General features: G+C 68.5%; 15 protein-coding genes. 10 read left to right on the forward strand and 5 right to left on the reverse strand.

The window, feature by feature from the left end; translation table 11 throughout:
- The first annotated feature begins 1 nt into the window (after position 1).
- The 10 genes from CLV29_RS04415 (at position 2) to CLV29_RS04460 (ending at position 10,723) form a co-directional block, all read left to right on the forward strand.
- Positions 2–1,363 carry an NtaA/DmoA family FMN-dependent monooxygenase gene (locus CLV29_RS04415; protein ID WP_133753822.1) on the forward strand — a complete coding sequence of 454 codons (1,362 nt, stop codon included), beginning with the start codon at positions 2–4 and terminating at the stop codon, positions 1,361–1,363.
- A 402-nt stretch (positions 1,364–1,765) separates the two neighbouring features.
- Complete coding sequence (locus CLV29_RS04420; protein ID WP_133753823.1) at positions 1,766–4,060, forward strand: ABC transporter substrate-binding protein; 2,295 nt, start codon at positions 1,766–1,768, stop codon at positions 4,058–4,060.
- A complete protein-coding gene (locus CLV29_RS04425; RefSeq protein WP_133753824.1) occupies positions 4,057–5,007 on the forward strand; it encodes an ABC transporter permease in 951 nt (316 codons plus the stop codon). The genes CLV29_RS04420 and CLV29_RS04425 overlap by 4 nt, the downstream gene beginning before the upstream one ends.
- Positions 5,004–6,686: a dipeptide ABC transporter ATP-binding protein gene (locus tag CLV29_RS04430; RefSeq protein ID WP_133753825.1), complete on the forward strand. Its 1,683-nt coding sequence runs from the start codon at positions 5,004–5,006 to the stop codon at positions 6,684–6,686. The genes CLV29_RS04425 and CLV29_RS04430 overlap by 4 nt, the downstream gene beginning before the upstream one ends.
- Positions 6,683–7,816 carry an LLM class flavin-dependent oxidoreductase gene (locus CLV29_RS04435; RefSeq protein ID WP_133753826.1) on the forward strand — a complete coding sequence of 378 codons (1,134 nt, stop codon included), beginning with the start codon at positions 6,683–6,685 and terminating at the stop codon, positions 7,814–7,816. The genes CLV29_RS04430 and CLV29_RS04435 overlap by 4 nt, the downstream gene beginning before the upstream one ends.
- Positions 7,813–8,151 carry a hypothetical protein gene (locus tag CLV29_RS04440; RefSeq protein ID WP_133753827.1) on the forward strand — a complete coding sequence of 113 codons (339 nt, stop codon included), beginning with the start codon at positions 7,813–7,815 and terminating at the stop codon, positions 8,149–8,151. The genes CLV29_RS04435 and CLV29_RS04440 overlap by 4 nt, the downstream gene beginning before the upstream one ends.
- Positions 8,148–8,639: a DUF1684 domain-containing protein gene (locus CLV29_RS04445; protein ID WP_133753828.1), complete on the forward strand. Its 492-nt coding sequence runs from the start codon at positions 8,148–8,150 to the stop codon at positions 8,637–8,639. The genes CLV29_RS04440 and CLV29_RS04445 overlap by 4 nt, the downstream gene beginning before the upstream one ends.
- Positions 8,636–9,751 (forward strand): LLM class flavin-dependent oxidoreductase, encoded by a 1,116-nt coding sequence (locus CLV29_RS04450; RefSeq protein ID WP_133753829.1) that lies wholly within the window; start codon positions 8,636–8,638, stop codon positions 9,749–9,751. Before CLV29_RS04445 ends, CLV29_RS04450 begins: the two co-directional genes overlap by 4 nt.
- Positions 9,748–10,215 carry an NADPH-dependent FMN reductase gene (locus CLV29_RS04455; RefSeq protein WP_133753830.1) on the forward strand — a complete coding sequence of 156 codons (468 nt, stop codon included), beginning with the start codon at positions 9,748–9,750 and terminating at the stop codon, positions 10,213–10,215. The genes CLV29_RS04450 and CLV29_RS04455 overlap by 4 nt, the downstream gene beginning before the upstream one ends.
- Entirely contained in the window at positions 10,205–10,723 is a 519-nt protein-coding gene (locus tag CLV29_RS04460; RefSeq protein ID WP_133753831.1) for a flavin reductase family protein, read from the forward strand. Before CLV29_RS04455 ends, CLV29_RS04460 begins: the two co-directional genes overlap by 11 nt.
- Before the next feature lie 25 nt (positions 10,724–10,748).
- On the opposite strand, the gene CLV29_RS04465 is transcribed toward CLV29_RS04460, so the two are convergent.
- The 5 genes from CLV29_RS04465 to CLV29_RS04485 are packed head-to-tail and all read right to left on the reverse strand — an operon-like array spanning position 10,749 to position 18,433.
- Complete coding sequence (locus CLV29_RS04465; protein ID WP_133753832.1) at positions 10,749–12,722, reverse strand: amidase; 1,974 nt, start codon at positions 12,720–12,722, stop codon at positions 10,749–10,751.
- A gap of 59 nt (positions 12,723–12,781) precedes the next feature.
- On the reverse strand, positions 12,782–13,888 hold the full coding sequence (locus tag CLV29_RS04470) for an alpha/beta hydrolase fold domain-containing protein (RefSeq protein ID WP_133753833.1): 1,107 nt from the start codon (positions 13,886–13,888) through the stop codon (positions 12,782–12,784).
- Entirely contained in the window at positions 13,885–14,892 is a 1,008-nt protein-coding gene (locus tag CLV29_RS04475; protein ID WP_133753834.1) for a LacI family DNA-binding transcriptional regulator, read from the reverse strand. Before CLV29_RS04475 ends, CLV29_RS04470 begins: the two co-directional genes overlap by 4 nt.
- Entirely contained in the window at positions 14,889–17,492 is a 2,604-nt protein-coding gene (locus CLV29_RS04480) for an ABC transporter ATP-binding protein/permease (RefSeq protein WP_133753835.1), read from the reverse strand. Before CLV29_RS04480 ends, CLV29_RS04475 begins: the two co-directional genes overlap by 4 nt.
- A complete protein-coding gene (locus tag CLV29_RS04485) occupies positions 17,489–18,433 on the reverse strand; it encodes an ABC transporter permease (protein ID WP_133753836.1) in 945 nt (314 codons plus the stop codon). Before CLV29_RS04485 ends, CLV29_RS04480 begins: the two co-directional genes overlap by 4 nt.
- Between the last annotated feature and the right edge of the window lie 30 nt (positions 18,434–18,463).

Consider the following 18,463-nt stretch of genomic DNA (forward strand, 5'->3'; position numbering starts at 1 on the left):
CATGACCGACGAACTTCGACCAGTCCACCTGGCCGCCCACTTCCCGGGTGTGAACCATCACACCGTGTGGTCCGATCCGCGTTCGGGCAGCCACATCGACTTCGACTCCTTCGTCCAGCTCGCTCGCACCGCCGAACGGGGCCTGTTCGACTTCTTCTTCCTCGCCGAAGGACTCCGGCTGCGCGAACGTGCCGGCAGGATCCACGACCTCGACGTGGTCGGCCGTCCCGACACCCTGCCGGTGCTGACCGGGCTGGCTGCGGTCACCGACCGGATCGGGCTGATCGGGACGATCAACGCGACCTTCAACGAACCGGCCGACCTCGCCCGCCAGTTCGCCACCCTCGACCTGCTGAGCAACGGGCGTGCGGGGTGGAACGTGGTCACCTCCGCCGACGCCTTCACCGGTGAGAACTTCCGTCGCGGCGGCTATCTCGACCTCGCCGACCGCTACGTCCGCGCCGCCGACCAGGTCGCTGCGGTACGCCAGTTCTGGGACTCCCGGCTGCCCTGTGCCGAGGACCTGGTCGTCCGGCACAGCCCGCAGTTCGACATCCGCGGCCGCTTCGACACCCCGCGCCCGGTACAGGGGCACCCGGTGGTGCTGCAGGCCGGCGACTCCGCCGACGGCCGCGACTTCGGTGCCCGTACCGCCGACGGGATCTTCGCCCGTTGGTGGGAGACCGCCGAACAGCGACGGGATTCCTATGCCGACTTCAAGTCTCGGGCATCCGGCTTCGGTCGCGATCCCGAACACCTGAAGATCTTCCCCGGGGTCTCGATCGCCCTCGGCGACAGCCAGGCTGAGGCCGAGCACAACGACTACCTGATCCGGAAGGGGCAGATCACCCCGCAGACCGCTCTGGCGCTGCTGAGTCATGTCTGGAACCGCGATCTCTCCGATCTCGACCCCGACGGTCCGTTGCCCAGCTTCGACCCCGATGTCGATCGGCCGGCGCTGGTGCAGGGTCTGTCGCGGCGCAATGACGCCGGTGACCTGGCACAGCGCTACCGGACGATTGCTGAGGAGAAGAACCTGTCGATCCGCGAATTGATCATCGAGGTCTCGGCGTCACGCACTTTCGTCGGCACACCCCGAACGGTGGCGCGGGCGCTCAGCGATGCGATCCAGGACCGACAGGCCGACGGTTTCATCCTCGTACCGCATCTGACCCCCTCCGGGCTGGACGAGGTCGTCGACAAGGTCGTACCGGAGTTGCAGGATCTCGGCGTCTACCGCACCGAGTACCCCGGTTCCACGCTCCGGGAGAACCTTGGCCTGCCGCCAGCCGGGCTGCTGCCCGAGGCCGATCCCGCCGCCCATCGGGTCGGTGCACCGGCGAACGAACGCGGAGTGGCCTGAGCCGCTGCAGCGGCTGTTGCCGACGAACACCCGAGCGCAGCGATCACGACCAACACGACACGAGTACCCGGAACGACACGGGTACCCGGCACGACACGAGTACCCGGCACGACACGACTACCCGGCAATGACCCACTCCCTGAGACAAGGACCCGAGATGACCCGATTCGCCCGACCTGCCATCGGCGCAGTCAGTGCAAGCCTGCTGATCCTGGCCGTGGCCGGCTGTGCCGGTGGATCCACGGCGGCCGACGAACCGGACGCCGACAATGCCTTCAGCTTCGCCCTGGCCTCCGATCCGAGCTGCCTGAACCCCGGGTCGCCGGCAACAACGATGCGGCCTACCCGTCGCGGCAGCTGGTCGACTCGCTCACCGACCAGGATCCCGAGACCGGTGAGATCGTGCCCTGGCTGGCCGAGTCGTTCGAGGCCAATGACGATGCGACCGAGTACACCTTCCACCTGCGCGAGGGTGTCACCTTCTCCGACGGCACCCCGCTGACCGCCGAGATCGTGAAGCAGAACTTCGACGAGGTGATCGCCAACGGTGCCGAGCAACCGACCTCCCTGCAGTTCCTCACCGACTACGCCGAGACCGAGGTGGTCGACGAGCTGACCGCCAAGGTGATCTTCGACGAGCCCAATGCGCCGTTCCTGCAAGCCACGGCCAGCCACTTCCTCGGCCTGCTCGCACCGTCGTCGCTGGAGACCGCACCGGCCGACCGCTGCCAGGACAATCTGATCGGCACCGGGCCGTTCGTCCTTGATCACTACACACCGAACACCGAGGTGGTGGAGACCCGGCGTGAGGACTACGCCTGGGGTTCGTCACTGTGGGAGGACAAAGACACCGCCGCGGCCAGCTCGCAGCTCGAGTTCAAGATCATTCCCGAATCCGGGGTACGTACCGGATCGCTCAGGTCGGGTCAGGTGGATGCGATCGGCGGCGTGCCGGCACAGGACGAGGAGAACCTGGCGAGCAGCGGCTTCACGATCCAGTCCCGGGCCAACCCGGGGCAGGTGTTCAGCTGGACGGTCAACACGAACCGGCCGATCACCGCCGATCCGTTGGTACGCCAGGCCATCTCCAAGGCGGTCGACCGACAGGCCGTGGTCGATGCGGTGCTCAGTCCCTCCTTCCCCGTGGCGACCTCGACCCTGGCGGCAACCACCCCCGGATGGACCGACCTGTCGGCGCAACTGACCACCGACGTGGCCGCGGCGAACCAACTGCTCGACGAGGCCGGCTGGGTACCCGGTGCCGACGGCATCCGGGAGAAGGACGGCCAGCGGCTGAGCCTGAAGGCGATCTGGGCGACCAACTTCAATCCGAACCAACCGGCACTGGAACTGCTGCAGCAGCAGCTGCGTACGGTGGGCGTGGAGGTCGAACTGAGCCAGTTCGAGATCGGCCAGTTGCGGGAGGTCCAGGCCACCGGCGACTTCGACCTCAGCTGGGGCAACAGCACCCGCCCGGACCCCGACATCCTGCGCAGCATCTACTACGGCAATGCCGATCTCGGGATCGACGACGACCAGCTCGCCGAGGCGATCGCCACCGAGGTCTCCACCGCCGACACCGAGGTCCGTTACGAGGCGGCGGCGACCGCCCCAGCGGATCATCGTCGAACAGGCCTACGGCATCCCGGTCTTCGAGCTCACCACCGTGCTCGGCCTGGCCGAGGGAGTCCAGGGTGTGCGCTTCGACTCCTACTCCCGGTTGCAGCTGCACGGGGCGAAGGCCGAAGGCTGATGCTGCTCCGTCAGCTCGGATTGCGCATCCTGCAGGCGATCGGTGTCCTCTGGGCGGCCTACACGGTGGCCTTCGCGGTGCTCTACGCACTGCCCGGGGATCCGGCCGCGATCATCGCCGGCGGTGGTGATTCCGGGACTCAGGTGAGTGAGCAGGCCGTGGCCGAACTCCGGGCACGGTACGGCCTCGACCGGCCGATCTGGGTGCAGTACCTCGACGGTCTCGCCCATGCCGTGCGCGGTGATCTCGGGCAGTCGATGCGCATCGGCTCGGTCAGCGAGGCGATCGTCCAGGCCGTTCCGGCAACCGCGCAGATCGCCGGTCTGGCGATCGTGATGTCGATCATCGGTGGTGCCGGTCTGGCCCTGCTGGCGAGCTACCTGCGCTCACCGCTGCTGCGCCAGCTGCTGTTGTCGTTGCCGTCGTTGGGGGTCTCGGTCCCGAGCTTCTGGTTGGCACTGCTGTTGTTGCAGGTGTTCTCCTTCCGGCTCGGTTGGTTCCCCGCATTCGGCAATGACGGATTCGGCAGTCTGATCCTGCCGTCGCTGACCCTGGCCGCGCTCGGGTCGGCCCTGATCGGGCAGATCTTCGCGCGCAGCCTGCTGGCCGAGCAACGGGCCGGTTATGTCGCCACCGCGAAGGCGAAGGGGGTCTCCGCGATCGGCATCCATCTTCGCCACGTCGCGCGCAATGCGGCCCTGCCGTCGCTGACCTTGCTGGGGGTCCTGGTCAGCCAGTTCCTGGCCGGCGCAGTGGTCACCGAGACGGTGTTCTCCCGTACCGGTCTGGGGCAGTTGACCACCCAGGCCGTCACCACCCAGGACATCCCGCTGGCACTGGGGATCGTCGTCTTCGGGGCCGCCGTCGTGGTGGTCACCACGCTGATCGTCGACCTCGTCTATCCGTTGCTCGATCCCAGGGTCTCCACCGGAGGTGCCCGATGAGTTTCCTCAGTCTTCGTGAACATCGACCGCCGCTGCAGACGATCGACGGAGAACCGCAGGTGTGCGGTCCGGCCGGGGCCGAGCCGAGCGCCGCCGAACGATCACCGAGGCCGGCTCGGCGCTGGTCCGTACCTCCGCGCCTGCGGTCGTTGATCACCGCGCCGACGGTGATCATCGCCGTGGCCTGGTTGGCCATGATCATCATCGCCGCGATCCGGCCGACCTGGTTCACTGCGGTCGACCCCTATGCGGTGGTCGGGCCGAACCTGTCCGGGCCGTCGGCACAGCACATCTTCGGCACCGACCAGATCGGTCGCGATCTCTTCGCCCGGGTGGTCCACGGCGCCGGGCTGACCGTGCAGGCGACGGTGATCGCCGTCGGGGTCGGGATCGTGCTCGGGTCGTTGATCGGCCTGCTGGCCGGCGCGTTGGGCGGTTGGGCCGACTCACTGCTGATGCGTGGTGTGGACGTGATCTTGTCGATTCCCGGTCTGTTGCTGTCCCTGGCGATCATCACCGTCCTCGGCTACGGCACGCTCAACGTCGCGATCGCCGTCGGACTGGGGTCGGTGGCGACCTGTGCCCGGGTGATGCGCTCGGAGGTGCTGCGGGTACGGGTCAGCGTCTACGTCGAGGCGGCCCGCTCCTGCGGGGTACGACCGATCGGTGTGCTCTTCCGGCACATCCTGCCGAATGCGGCCGGGCCGGTGATCGTGCTCGCCGTCCTGGATTTCGGCACCGCGATGCTGGCGGTGTCCTCGCTGAGCTTCCTCGGCCACGGGGCCAAACCACCGGCGCCGGAATGGGGCTCACTGGTCTCGGCCGGACGTGACTTCCTGGACACCGGATGGTGGCTGACCACCCTGCCGGGTCTGGTGGTCGCCCTGACCGTCCTGGCAGCGAACCGGCTGGCCCGTCATCTCGAAGGATCGGAGCGAACGGTATGAACGCCGAAGCACCGCTGTTGCAGATCCAGAACCTGCAGATCGACTATCGCACCGAGCGTGCCGCGGTCCGGGCCGTCGACGGAGTCGACCTGCTCGTCGAACCGGGGGAGATCGTCGCCCTGGTCGGCGAGTCCGGCTCGGGCAAGTCGACCACCGCCCAGGCGGTCGTCGGATTGCTCCCGGAGTCGGCACAGGTGGCTGCCGGCGGGATCACGCTGGAGGGGCAGGATCTGCTGCGCCTGCCCGGGCGCTTGCGTCGGCGGATCGCCGGGGTGCGCATCGGGTACGTACCCCAGGACCCGATGTCGGCCCTGAACCCGGTGCAGAAGGTGGGACGGCAGATCGCCGAGGTCCTGCGGGGGCACCGGCTGGCCGATCGGCGTGGTGCGGACCGGGCTGCGGTGGAGGCACTGGCGGCGGCCGGTGTGGATCGGCCCGCGCTGCGGGCACAGCAGTATCCCCATCAGCTCTCGGGCGGGATGCGGCAGCGTGCGCTGATCGCGATGGCGCTGATCGCCGAACCGGCACTGCTGGTGGCCGACGAGCCGACCAGTGCACTCGACGTGACCGTCCAGCGCACGATCCTGGACCGGATCACCGCTTTGTCCGCCGATCTCGGAGTGGGCGTGTTGTTGATCACCCACGATCTGGCGGTGGCCGCCGAACGGGCGGATCGGATCGCGGTGATGCAACGCGGTCGGATCGTCGAGACCGGCACCGCCGAACAGATCCTGCGGGACCCGCAGGACGACTACACCAAGGAGTTGATCAGCGCCGCCCCCAGTCTGCACAGCGTGCGCATCGGTGCCGATGCGGCCGAGCCCCGGGGGTACGACGTGACCGCAGCGGACGGCCCGGTGCGATCGGCGGTGACCTCGGAGCCGTTGCTGCAGGTGACCGGGTTGACCAAGACGTTCGCCCTGCCGCGGATCGCCGGCGGCGAGGTGGTGACCGCCGCCGACGAGGTCGGGTTCAGCATCGGCCGGGCCGAGACCTTTGCCTTGGTGGGGGAGTCCGGATCGGGCAAGACCACCACCGTGCGGATGACCATCGGTCTCGAACGACCCGATGCCGGCAGGGTCGTGTTCGACGGGCACGAGGTCACCGGTGCCCGGGGTGAGCGGCTGCGGCAACTGCGTCGACGTTTCCAGATCGTCTACCAGAGTCCCTACGCCTCGCTGGACCCGCGGTTGTCGATCAGCGACCAGATCACCGAGCCGTTGCGGGCCTACGGCCTGGGTGATCGTGCCGAGAGGCGACGACGAGCGGCCGAGCTGCTCGAACGCGTCGGCCTGCCGACCGGGTACGCCGAACGCCGTCCGGCCGCACTGTCGGGGGGGCAACGCCAACGGGTGGCGATCGCCCGCGCACTCGCCCTGGAACCGGATCTGGTGGTGCTGGACGAACCGGTCTCGGCCCTCGACGTCTCGGTGCAGGCGAAGATCCTGCGGCTTCTGGCCCGACTGCAGCACGAACTCGGCATTGCCTACCTGTTCATCTCCCACGACCTGGCCGTGGTCCGGCAGATCGCCCACCGGGTGGGTGTGATGCAGCACGGTCGGCTGGTCGAGTCCGGCAGCGTCACCGACGTGTTCGACCATCCGCAGAACCCCTACACCCGCGATCTGCTGGCCGCCATCCCGGCGCCGCCGGCAGCAGTCGAAGGAGCTGACCTGTGACCACCATTCCGTTCTCCGTGCTCGACCTGACACCGATCAGCTCGGGCTCCGACGCCCGCCAGGCGGTGCTGAACACGATCGATCTCGCCCAACGGGCCGAAGCCGCCGGCTACCACCGGTACTGGGTGGCAGAACACCACCTGAATCCCGGTGTGGCCGGGTCGGCACCGATCCTGACCATCGGCCTGATCGCCGCCGCCACCTCGACCATCCGGGTCGGCTCCGGGGCGGTGCTCGCCGGCAACCACGGGTCGCTCGACCTGGTCGAACAGTTCGGTCTGCTGGACCTGTTGTACCCCGGCCGGCTCGACCTGGGGCTGGGACGCTCGGCCCACCGCCGGTCCGGGCCGCCTCCGGGGACCGAACCCCCGGCCGCGCCGCCGGCACCGCAGAGCACGGCCAGCGCCCCGAACGGTCTGTTGCTGCCGGCCCCGCCGGCGGCACTGGGCAAGGTCTTCGGTTCCCCGCGATTCCGGGCCCAACAAGAACTCCTGTCCGGCAATGAGATCGGCCAGCCCTATCCCGAGCAGGTCGCCGACATCCTCGCCCTGCTCGACGGGACCTACAACGTGGAGGACCAGGAGCTGCACGCCCAACCCGGCGAACATGCAGGCCTGGAGGTCTGGATCCTCGGCAGCAGTGGCGGGGAGAGCGCCCAGTTGGCCGGTCGGCTGGGACTGCCCTTCGGGGCCAACTATCACGTCGCCCCACGCGGGGTGCTGGATGCGGTCGAGGGATATCGGGCGGCCTTCACCCCCTCATCCAGGTTGAGCCGCCCGTGGACCATCGTCTCGGCCGATGTGGTGGTCGCCGACACCGAGTCCGAGGCCCGGGAACTGGCAGCCGGTTACCGGCACTGGGTACACAGCATCCGGTCCGGGCAGGGGGCGATCGCCTATCCCTCACCTGCCGAGGCAGCAGAACTGCCCTGGTCACCGCAGGAGCAGGAACTGGTCGAGGACCGCCTGCAGACCCAGTTCGTCGGCAGCCCCGGCCAGGTGGCCGAACGCCTGCGTCAGTTGCAGGAGGCCACCGACGCCGATGAGTTGCTGATCACCAGCATCACCCACGACCACGACGATCGCGTGCGCTCCCACGAGCTGCTCGCCAAACACTGGGAGACCCTGTGAACACTGCTGCTGCTCGTACCGTGACCGAGCCTGCCGCCACAGGTGCGTCGGCGTGGAAGAACTTCCGAGCCGAACGCGAACGCCGGTTGGCAGAACCCTGGGGTTTCCTCTCCCAGGTCGGACTGCACTGGGTGGACCACTCACCGCAGAGCTTCGCCGGTATCGGTGGCAGCTGGCAGGTGGTCGATGACGCACCGGAGTTCACCCCCGGCGGTGAACCGGTGCAGGCGACCGGCTCCGGCACGGTGATCGATCGGCCGCTGCGGCTGAGCGTGCCCGGGGCCGGCTCCGAGATCGCGTTCAGCACCGCCGAGGGCCACCGGCTCGAGAGGTGATCCGCCGGACCGGTCGGTACGCGCTGCGCGAGCTCGCCGCGGACAACCCGCGCCTGGTCGGGTTCCAAGGTGTTCCCACCTTCGTCCACGACGAGGGCTGGGTACTTCGCGGGGAATGGACCCCGGCAGCAGGCACACCGAGGACCGTTCGGGTCGACGGCGCCCTGCCGGGGCTGGTGCACGATCTGCCGCTGGCCGGGACCGCCGTGCTCGACCACCCGACGGGTACGCATTCGCTGCTGCTGACCGGTGACCCGACGGCGCCGGTGCTGCTGTTCACCGATGCCCAGAGCACCTGGCAGACACCTGCCTGGCGGACCGTACCGGCCAGTGTCACCGGAGATGTCGTGGAGATTGACTTCAGTCGCGCGGTCAACCTGCCTGCGGGATTCAGCGCCCACGCCACCTGCCCGCGTCCGCCGCGGGGCAACCACCTGCCCTTCGTCGTCTCCGCCGGTGAGCGCCGGGTGGAGGTGACCGCCCGGTGAGGTTCTTGACGCTGTCGCTGGGTTTCAACGCCGACGGCCCGCAGAAGGTGTCGTCGAAGGCCCGACTGGACGGCATCGTGGCCCAGGCCCTGTGGGCCGAGGATGCCGGCATCGACGCCTTTGCGGTGGGGGAGCATCACACCCCCGACACCGAGGTGTCCTCGCCGCCGGTGCTCCTGGCCGCAATCGCTGCCCGTACCCGCAGGATCCGGTTGTTCACCGCAGTGACCGTGCTGTCGGTGCTGGACCCGGTACGGGTCTACGAGGACTACGCCACGGTGGACAACCTCTCCGACGGCCGGGTCGAGCTGATCATCGGCAAGGGCAACACCGCGCTGCAGCAGGAGGTGTTCGGCTATCACGAGGACGACCAGTGGGACCGGATCGAGGAGAAGTACGACCTGCTCAGGCTGCTGATCGACAACGAATCGGTCACCTGGTCGGGAAAGTACCGGCCACCGCTGAACGACTTCTCGGTGCGACCGCGATTCCTGCAGCAGCGCCCGCCGATCTGGCACGGATCGGCCACCAGTACCCGGTCCACCGAACTCGCCGCCCGGCACGGTGACCCACTGTTCTCGGCCAACGTCACCGGCCGACTGGAGCAGTACCGGACACTGGTCGAGGACCACCGGCGACGCTGGGCCGATCACGGCCGGGACCCGTCGGCGGCGGTGGTCGGTGCGGGATCGGCGGCGGTGCACCTGGCACCGACCTCGCAGCAGGCGAGGGCCGAGTTCGAGCCGATCTTCGCCGAGCGTCCGCGGCGGGTGTTCAGCTTCGCCCAGCAGTCGTCGTTCGTGGACTTCGCCGATGCCATCGCCCACGGCTCGTGGTTCGTCGGCTCACCGGCACAGGTGACCGAGAGCATCCTGCGGCACCAGGAGGTGCTCGGGCACAGCGTCCAGCACATCGGTGAGGTGGACCTGGTCGACCCGGTACGCCGGGCCGGTGCAGAACTGTTCGTCGACCAGGTGATCCCGCAGGTGCGGAACCGGCTCTCCGGCTCGGCCGGGACTGGTTCACTGGATGACGACATCCTCGGTTCGGGCAGCGTCGACGAACCCCATTTGGTGGCAACCGCCGCACGACGACAGGAGAATGATCAATGAGCAGTGCACGGCAGGTGGTGGTGGTGTCGGGAAACCCTCGTCCGGGATCCCGGACCTCGACGATCGCCACCCGGTTGGCGGCCGAGTTGGGGACGCCGCAGGTGATCGAACTGGGTGAACTCGCACCCGAGTTCTTCGCCGCCGACTCCGTAGCGATCGATGCGGCCCGCAAGTCGGTCGCCGAGGCAGATGTGCTGGTGGTGGCGACACCGTCGTACAAGGGCTCCTTCACCGGGTTGTTGAAGGTGTTCCTGGACGGGTTCGGCACCGGCGCGCTGGCCGGTCGGGATGTCCATCCGGTGGTGCTGGCCGCGTCACCGGCCCATGTCGGATCGACGACCGAGCACCTGCAGGTGGTGTTGTCGGAGCTGGGGCTCCAGGTCGTGCCGGGCCTGGCCCTGACCGAGGAGGATCTCGTCCGGGTGGACGCGCTGATCGCCGAGGTGGCCGCGGATGAGCGCTGAGCCGGGAGAGCCCGTGGACACCAGTACGGTGATCGATTCCGAACAGTTCCGGTCGATCTTCCGACAGCACCCGGCAGGGGTGGCGGTGATCACTGCACAGAGCAAGGGCCGCAATGTCGGCTTCCCCGCCACCTCGGTGATCTCGGTCTCCGCCGAGCCGCCGCTGGTCGCGTTCTCGATCAACACCACGGTCTCGTCCTGGCCGGCGGTGGAGGCAGCCGATCGCCTGGTGATCAACTTCCTGGCCGAGGGGCAGCAGGAGATCTCCACCCGTTTCGCCACCAGCGGCATCGACCGTTTCGCCGCCGGCGGCTGGCATCCGTTGCCCAGCGGGGAACCGGTGATCGACAACTGCGCCGGTTGGATCGTCGGTGACGTGATCTCGAGGGTCCCGGCAGGGTCGTCCCGGCTGGTGATCCTGCAGGCTCGCTCGGCCTGGCGCGGCGAGGGGCGGCCGCTGGTCTACCGCGATCGCGGGTACCACCGCCTGGTGGAGTACGAGATCTGAGCGCGCGGTGCCGCAGCGCAGTGGATCAGTGCTGCGGCAACGGCACCAGCGCCATCGACGCAGCTGCGCCGCGATCGTTGACGATGATCATGATCTCCTCGGTGAGCCGTTCACGAGACAGCGAGACCTTGCCCCGGTGACGATGCTGCTCGTTCGGGTCGGGGAGCAGCAGGTGGCCGTCGGCCCAGACCTGGGTCCCGGAGGTGTCGGCACCGCTCGGCGGGGTCAGGAGTTCGACCTCGACCAGCCATGATCGTGCATCCCGGTCCAGGCGTACCTCGAAACGTGGTGGCTCGGCGTCGACCCGTTCGGTACCCGGCTCGATCTGGTTGCTCGGCAGGGTGGGGGTCAGGAAGGCAGGTTCGCGGCGCCGGCTTCGGCCCTCGTAGGCCGATGCCACGTCCAGCAGCCGGTCGTCACTCCAGGCTGGCCCGGCGAAGGTCAGCCCGACCGGCATCTGCAGGTCTGCCAGGAAGCCCATCGGTACCGAGACGGTAGGAATCCCCAGGTGCCGCAGCACCCGGTTGCCGTTGGAGTAGACCACGCCGTTGCGGGAGGCGTCGGCAAGACTCTCGGGGCGTTCGAAGAGATCGTCGCGGCCGACGTCACCGGCGGCGGGGAAGACGACCAGGTCGAGTCCTTGCTCGCCGAGCCAGTCCTCGAAGTCGATCCTGCGTGCCGACTCCAGCCCGGTCAGCAGTTGATCAAGACCTTCGACCTGGTCGTAGTCGCCGGGCAATCCCTGTTTCACCAGCTCGGCCAGGCGTTGCCAGTCGAAACCGCCGCGGGCGCGGGTGATCCATACCGGCACCGGCGCGTCCTCGGTCGGGAAGACGGTGTCACCGTCGACATCGGCCCAACTGTGCAGTTCCGGATCGTCGTTGACGGCCAGGAACTGGTCCAGTGCCATCGCGGTGACCGGGCCACCCTCCAGGGCACGCCAGTTCGCCGGAACCAGCCCGCGGGCCGGCAGACCCACGGCTCCCGGGCGGTCCTCCTCGTAGTTGGAGACCACCGGGAAGTCGACCTCGATCACCTCGGCGCCGAGGGCACGAAGATCATCGGCGGCGCGTTCCCACAACAACTTCGTGGTCGGCCGGATCACCGGTGGGTCGATCGGCACCGGGTCCTCGCCGATGTAGATCCTCGGCACACCGATCCGCAGCCCGTCGAGGCGCTGCGGGCGTTCCCGCGCGATGGGGTAGCCGAAGACGTCCTCGGGGGCGGGCAGCTCGACCACCTTCTGCTGTCGCCAGAAGTCACCGGTGGGGTCGGGATCGGTGACGGCCAGGACGTCGAGGAGGGTCAGCAGGTCGGCGACGGTACGGGTGTGCGGGACGACCACGTCACAGGTCGGCCGCAGCGGCCAGTTGCCGCGGATCGACAACACCCCGCGCGAGGGTGTGTAGGCGACCAGGCAGTTGTTCGACGCCGGGGAGCGGCCCGAGGAGACGGTCTCCTCGGCCATCCCGAAGGCACACATACTCGCCGCGGTGGCCGTACCCGATCCGTTGGAGGAACCCGATCCGTAGGCGGCGGTCAGGTAGTCGGGGTTGTAGGGGCTGCGGGCATAGTCGTAGATACCCGGTTGGACGCCGCCGGCTGCCATCGGCGGCATGTTCGTCTTCCCGAGCAGCACCGCACCGGCTGCGCGCAACTGGGCGATCGTGGCTGCATCCTCGGTCGCCACCAGATCGGCCAGGGCAGGCGAGCCCGCGGCGACGGTCAACCCCTTCACCTTGTAGCTGTCCTTGACCGTGAACGGGATGCCCTCCAGCGCGCCGACCGTGCCGTTGCGGCGACGGGCATCGGAAGCCATCGCCTCGGCCAGACAGTCGGGGTTCAGCACCGCGATCGCGTGCAGGCACTGTCCGGTCCGGTCGTAGTAGGCGATCCGGTTCAGATAGGCACACACCAGGTCGACGCTGGTCACCTGCCCGGAATCGAGCGCGGCCAACATCGCATCGATACCGAGCTCCACCACGTCGATACGGCTCATCGACCCTGCCTTTCGATCTGCGGCCAGCGGCCGGATCCGTGTGTGACGGTGGAATCAGCCTAGACCCGGCCGAGCCGGTCGGCGAGGAATTCGGCGGTGTCGTTGATCATGGCGGCCTCGGTCTGCGGGGCGGCGATGGTGTGGGTCATCGGATAGTCCTGACACCAGGCCGCTCCGCCGGATCGACGGATGGCCGCGGACAACTCCCGTCCTCCGGCGGCGATCTCGTCGTAGGCGGCGACCGCGATCCGGGTGGGTGGCAGCGCAAGCGAAGCGGTGTCCAGCGCAGGGGAGGCCCACGGGTCGTCCAGCGCCAGCCCCGCCAGATACGAGTCCAGCAGCTCATGTCGTGACTCCCAGGCCTGCGGATCCGGAGTCGTTCCGTCGGGCAGGGTGGTCAACTGCACCGAAGGGACGATCAGAGCCAGAGCCTGCAGGCCGGGTACGTCGCGGCAGCCGCGCAGACGGTCCAGCCGGGCCGCGGCGACCGCCACATTCGCACCCGAGGAGGTGCCGAGCAGTGCCACCGGTACGTCCGGGGCCACCAGCCCCAAGCCATCGGCGCGCAGGCGGTCCAACAGCGCCAGGGTGTCGACCACCGGCGCCGGGAAGGGATACTCCGGAGCCAACCGGTAGTCGAGGTCGATCACCGCGGCTGCGGCGCCGTGGGCGACCCGATCGATCAACGCGGCGTCGATCTCCCGCCCGACCGACCCGCCGCCCATCCAGAACGCGCCGCCGTGCAGGCGGATCACGACCGCCCGTGGATCCGGTGGTGTCGTCACCCGCAGCGCGATCGGGTGCTGCGACGGATCTAGGCGGTGGGCTGGTGTATGCGGCAGCTCCGCATCCCGGTCCGGTACCAGATCGGCCAGCGACCACCGATCGTCGACGGTCAGGGTCAGGTCGAGATGATCAAGTTCGGCAATTGTGTCGACCAACTCGGCGGCAGTATGTCCGTACAGTGTCCGGGCTGCGGCGTCGACCAGCCGGCGGTGCTCGACGGCGCGGCGATCGGCCTCCCGGCGGGCGGTCCGGACCCGGGACAACCAGTCCTCGACCGACTCCTGGCTTCCGCGCAGACCCGGGTGGTCCGGTCCCGGTCCGGTGGTGGAGCGGCGGACCTCGGCGACGAAACGCGCGGTGGTCGGATCGATGGCGGTCAACTGGTCCAACCCGGGACGAGTCGCGGCCGGAGGACGACCCGGGCGAGCCGGCTTTGCGGGTTCTTGATCAAGGCGTTGAGTTGCTCGGCGCCCAACCGGCCGGATTCGGCCAGGGGCTGTTCGATGGTGCTCAGCCCGAGGGCCTCCACCAGGTCGCCGCCGTCCCAGCCGATCACCCCGACCTGTTCGGGCACCGAGACAGACCTCTCCCGCAGCCCTTGCAGGACGCCTGCGGCGAGCACATCGTGTCCGGCCAGCACACCGACCCGGGCCCGGTCGGCGGCGGTGGTCAACTGCGCCGCGGCGTGACGACCGGCCTCGGTGGTACCGGCGCGGGCATCGATCGAGGAGACGTCGGCAGGTCGTACCCCCAGGTCCTGCAGGGCTCGACCGAACGAGGCGAAGCGGCGCGAACCGTGGGACACGTAATCGGTCGGCGTCTGCCCCTCGGTGATGTAGACGAACCGTTCGTACCCGGCCTGCAACAGGTGCTCGGCCGCCATCTGCGCGCCATGTTCCTCGTCCAACACGATGGAGCTGAAATGCGGGTCGTCGGAGTCGATGAGCACCGTCGGCAGTCCGCGGTCGAGAAGCCGCTCGGCCAGCTCACCGCCGAGCGGGATGCCGAGCACGATCAGCCCGTCGAGGTCACCGGCAACCGGCAGGGTCGCCAGGCGTGGCGACGGCGAGCGGCTGGCCGAGGGATGATCGAACAAGATCACCTCCGAGGGACCCGAACCGAGGATCTCCAGGATTCCGCGCAGCCGTACCGCGTAGGAGGCGTAGGTGCCGAAGGGCCCGATCACCCCGATCCGCCGATGCTGTTGACGGGCCCGCTGGGTGGCCACCGCCTGGGGGACATAACCGAGCTCGTCCACCGCCTCCAGGACCCGTTGCCGGGTGGCACTGGAGACCCGGTCCGGGCGGTTCAGCGCGTTGGAGACCGTGGCCACCGAGACGGCCGCCACCCGGGCCACGTCGCGGATCGTGATCGACCGGGTCACGGTACGTACCGTTCGGCTTGCCGGGAACGGCCGCGCTGCACCGCAGGATCGGGGATCGGTGCCGCGTCGAGCAACGAACGGGTGTAGGGATGGTCGGGATTATTGACGACCCGGGCCGTCTGCCCCTGTTCGACGATCCGGCCTCGATACATCACCGCCACATCGTCGCAGAAGCTCCGGACCACGGACAGATCGTGGGAGATGAACAGGTAGGCGATGCCCAGGTCGTCCTGCAACTCGTTCAACAGCCGCAGCACCTGGTCCTGGATGGTGAGGTCCAAAGCGCTCACCGGTTCGTCACAGACGATCAGTTCGGGGCCCAGCACCAGTGCCCGGGCGATCGCGATGCGTTGCCGCTGTCCACCGGAGAACTGGGAGGGGAACCGGGATGCGGCACTGGCAGGAAGCCCGACCCGTTCCAACGCCTCGTTGACCCGGGCGGTGGCCTCCCGGCCGGACATCCGATGAGCCAGTCGCAGCGGCTCACTCAACATGGACCCGATGGTCCGCACCGGATTCAGCGACCCGTAGGGGTCCTGGAAGATGATCTGCACCTTCTGGCTGAGCTCACGGCGCCGCGCCGGGCCGACCCGCACCAGGTCCTCACCGTCCAGCAGGATCTGACCGGCCACCGGGGACACCAGTCCGACGATCGCATTGCCCACACTGGACTTGCCCGATCCGGACTCCCCGATCAGTCCCAGGGTGCGACCGCGCATGAGGTCCAGACTGACCCCGTCGACGGCGGTCGTGGTCCGCACCCGGCCGCGGGCATCACGTCCGGGGTAGTCGATCCGCAGGTCACGGACGCTGAGCAGGGGGGCGGTGGCCGGGCGGGGCGGACGCGGCCCCTCCTTCGCCGGATCCGAGGCCAGCATCGCCTGGGTGTAGGGGTTGGTGGGAGCGGTGAAGATCTCCTCGGCGCCGGCCGCCTCGACGAGCCTCCCGTCCTTCATCACGATCACCCGATCGGCGATGTCTGCCACCACGCCCCAGTCATGGGTGACCAGCAGCAGCGCCATCGAGCCGTCGCTCTCGCACAGATCGTGCAACAGGGCCAGGATCTCGGCCTGCACGGTCACGTCGAGGGCGGTGGTCGGTTCGTCGGCGATCAGGATCTGCGGTTCGGCGCTCAGCGCAGCCGCGATGACGATCCGCTGGGCCATGCCACCGGACAGTTGATGCGGGTAACGACGCGCGACGGCCTCCGGGTCGGGAATCCGTACCCGCTCCAGCAGTGCGATCGCCTCGGCACGCGCTCGGGCCCGGTCGACGCCCTGGTGCAGTCGTACCAACTGGGCCAGCAGGTCACCGACCCGCATCGAGGGATCCAACGAGGGCTGCGGATCCTGGGTGATGTAGCCGAAGGTACGCGAGCGCAGGACGCGTACCTGTTCGGCGGACTCGGTGGCGATGTCACGGCCACCGACCAGGATCTGCCCCGAGGCCACCCGGGTGCCGCGGCTGAGCCCGAGCAGGGCCAGCGAGGTGACCGACTTGCCCGATCCGGACTCCCCGACCAGGCACAGGGTCTCCCCGGCCAGCAGATCGAAGGAGACGCCGTCGACCAAGGTGGTGGTCCCCTCGGAGGTGTCGACCACCACGCTCAGATCGGTGACCCGCAGCACGGCCTCGGCCTCGGTCTGCGCAGCGGCGCTCGCCGTGGCGACGGGCGAGGGCTGGGTACGGCCACGACGGGCCAGCGTCGAGACCTGACCGCTCCAGCGTTCGGCGACGGCGTCGCGAACGCTGTCCCCGAGCAACATCAACGACATGATGGTCACGATGATCACGCCACCGGTGGGTACCAGTAACCATGGAGCGCGGCCGATGTTCTGCGAGGCGGTCTGGACCATGTTGCCCCAGCTGGGATCGGGCAGCGCCACTCCGAATCCGAGGTAGCCCAGACCGGTCTCGGCGATGATCACGACGCCGGCGAAGACTGTTGCCTGGACGATGATCGGCCCGGCCAGCCGCGGCAGCACGTGCCGTACCGTGATCTGGGTCTCGGTCAGGCCCATCGTCCGGGCACCGCGGATGAACAGCTCATCGCGCACCGACCGGGTGGTGGCGCGCACGACCCGGATCAGCAGGGGACTGGTGAGGATGCCGAGTGCGATCATGGCCACGGTCATGTTGCCGGGCACGATCGACAGCAGGACCAGCAGGATGATGAAGGCTGGCACGCTCAACAGCAGCTCCGCGGCCCGCATGATGATCGTGTCGATCAGCCGGCCGGCCATACCGGACAGCAGTCCGAGAGTGGTGCCGACCAGCAGGAAGACGATCATGGCCTGGACCACACCGAGCAGCGTCATCTGCCCGCCGTGGAGCAGTCGTGACAAGACATCGCGGCCGAGGTCGTCGGTGCCCAACAGGTGTGCAGCCGAAGGGCCGTCCAGGGTTGCCGACAGATCCTGTGCCAGTGGTGGGTACGGCGCCAGTACACCGGCGGCGGCGACCGCCAGGGTCAGCACGACGACCACGCCGAGGGAGACGACGAACTGTTTGCGGGCCAACAACAGCCGCCACAGGCCCACCGGTTGACGGGTGTCGCGGGTCGTCGGCTGGGTTTCGGTGACGGTGGGGGAGTCGCTCATCGCGAGGCCTCCTTCACGTTGAGCCGGCTGTAGAGCAACTCCACAACCAGATTGGTGATGATGATCACGACGGTGAAGATCAAGGCGATCGCCTGCACGACCGGGATGTCGTGCAGCAACGTCGCGTTGACTGCGTAACCGGCGAACCCGGGAATCACGAAGACGCTCTCCACCAGCACGGTGCCGGTGGTGAGACCGATCATCTTCATGCCCAGGATGGTGACGATCGGTACGGCCGCCCCGCGCAGTGCATGGCGCCACAGGATTCGCCGTTCGCTGACACCGTGGGCGCGCAGCAGCAGGATGTAGGGCTGGCTCAACTGTTCGGCGACGGCATCACGGGTCTGTTTGGCCAGCAGGGCCGTGCCGCCGATCGTCAAGGTGGCGACGGGCAGGATCAGGTGCACCAGCCAGGCGCCGAGACCGTCGACCAGCGGGCTGTAACCACTGGTGGGCAGCCATTGCAACTGGACGGCGAAGATCGCAGCCAGGACCAACCCGATCCAGAAGCTCGGGACCGCGGAGCCGATCACACTGCCGATGTCTGCCGCCTTGCCGACGATGCCCGGGCGGGCGGCGCCGATCACTCCGAGCACGATCCCCAGGATCGAGGCGCAGACGAAGGTCAGGATGATCAAGGACAAGGTGGCCTCGATCCGGTCGGCCAGGACCTGGGCGACCGGTACCCCGCTGACCACGGAGTCCCCGAGGTCACCTTGCAGGAGTTGACCCAGCCATTGCCCGTACTGCTGCCACAGCGGGAGATCCAGACCGAGCTCCTCGCGTACCTTCAGGTACTGCTCCTGCGAGGCATTCGGGCCGACGATCACCCGTGCAGCATCACCGGGAGTGAGGGAGACCAGGACGAACAGCAGGGCCGAGATCACGAAGAACAGGATCAGGCTCATCACGAACCAGTTGAGCAATCGGCGCAGTGACATGGTGCAGGCGACCTTTCGATGGGGTCGGTG

It is taken from the genome of Naumannella halotolerans (assembly GCF_004364645.1).
In the GTDB taxonomy this organism is placed as follows: domain Bacteria; phylum Actinomycetota; class Actinomycetes; order Propionibacteriales; family Propionibacteriaceae; genus Naumannella; species Naumannella halotolerans.

Excerpts from the sequence above, each read along its gene's own strand:
- CLV29_RS04415 (WP_133753822.1), top strand. The coding sequence starts at position 2 with ATGACCGACGAACTTCGACCAGTCCACCTGGCCGCCCACTTCCCGGGT.
- CLV29_RS04485 (WP_133753836.1), bottom strand. The coding sequence starts at position 18,433 with ATGTCACTGCGCCGATTGCTCAACTGGTTCGTGATGAGCCTGATCCTG.
- CLV29_RS04465 (WP_133753832.1), bottom strand. The coding sequence starts at position 12,722 with ATGAGCCGTATCGACGTGGTGGAGCTCGGTATCGATGCGATGTTGGCC.
- CLV29_RS04480 (WP_133753835.1), bottom strand. The coding sequence starts at position 17,492 with ATGAGCGACTCCCCCACCGTCACCGAAACCCAGCCGACGACCCGCGAC.
- CLV29_RS04455 (WP_133753830.1), top strand. The coding sequence starts at position 9,748 with ATGAGCAGTGCACGGCAGGTGGTGGTGGTGTCGGGAAACCCTCGTCCG.
- CLV29_RS04425 (WP_133753824.1), top strand. The coding sequence starts at position 4,057 with ATGAGTTTCCTCAGTCTTCGTGAACATCGACCGCCGCTGCAGACGATC.
- CLV29_RS04430 (WP_133753825.1), top strand. The coding sequence starts at position 5,004 with ATGAACGCCGAAGCACCGCTGTTGCAGATCCAGAACCTGCAGATCGAC.
- CLV29_RS04460 (WP_133753831.1), top strand. The coding sequence starts at position 10,205 with ATGAGCGCTGAGCCGGGAGAGCCCGTGGACACCAGTACGGTGATCGAT.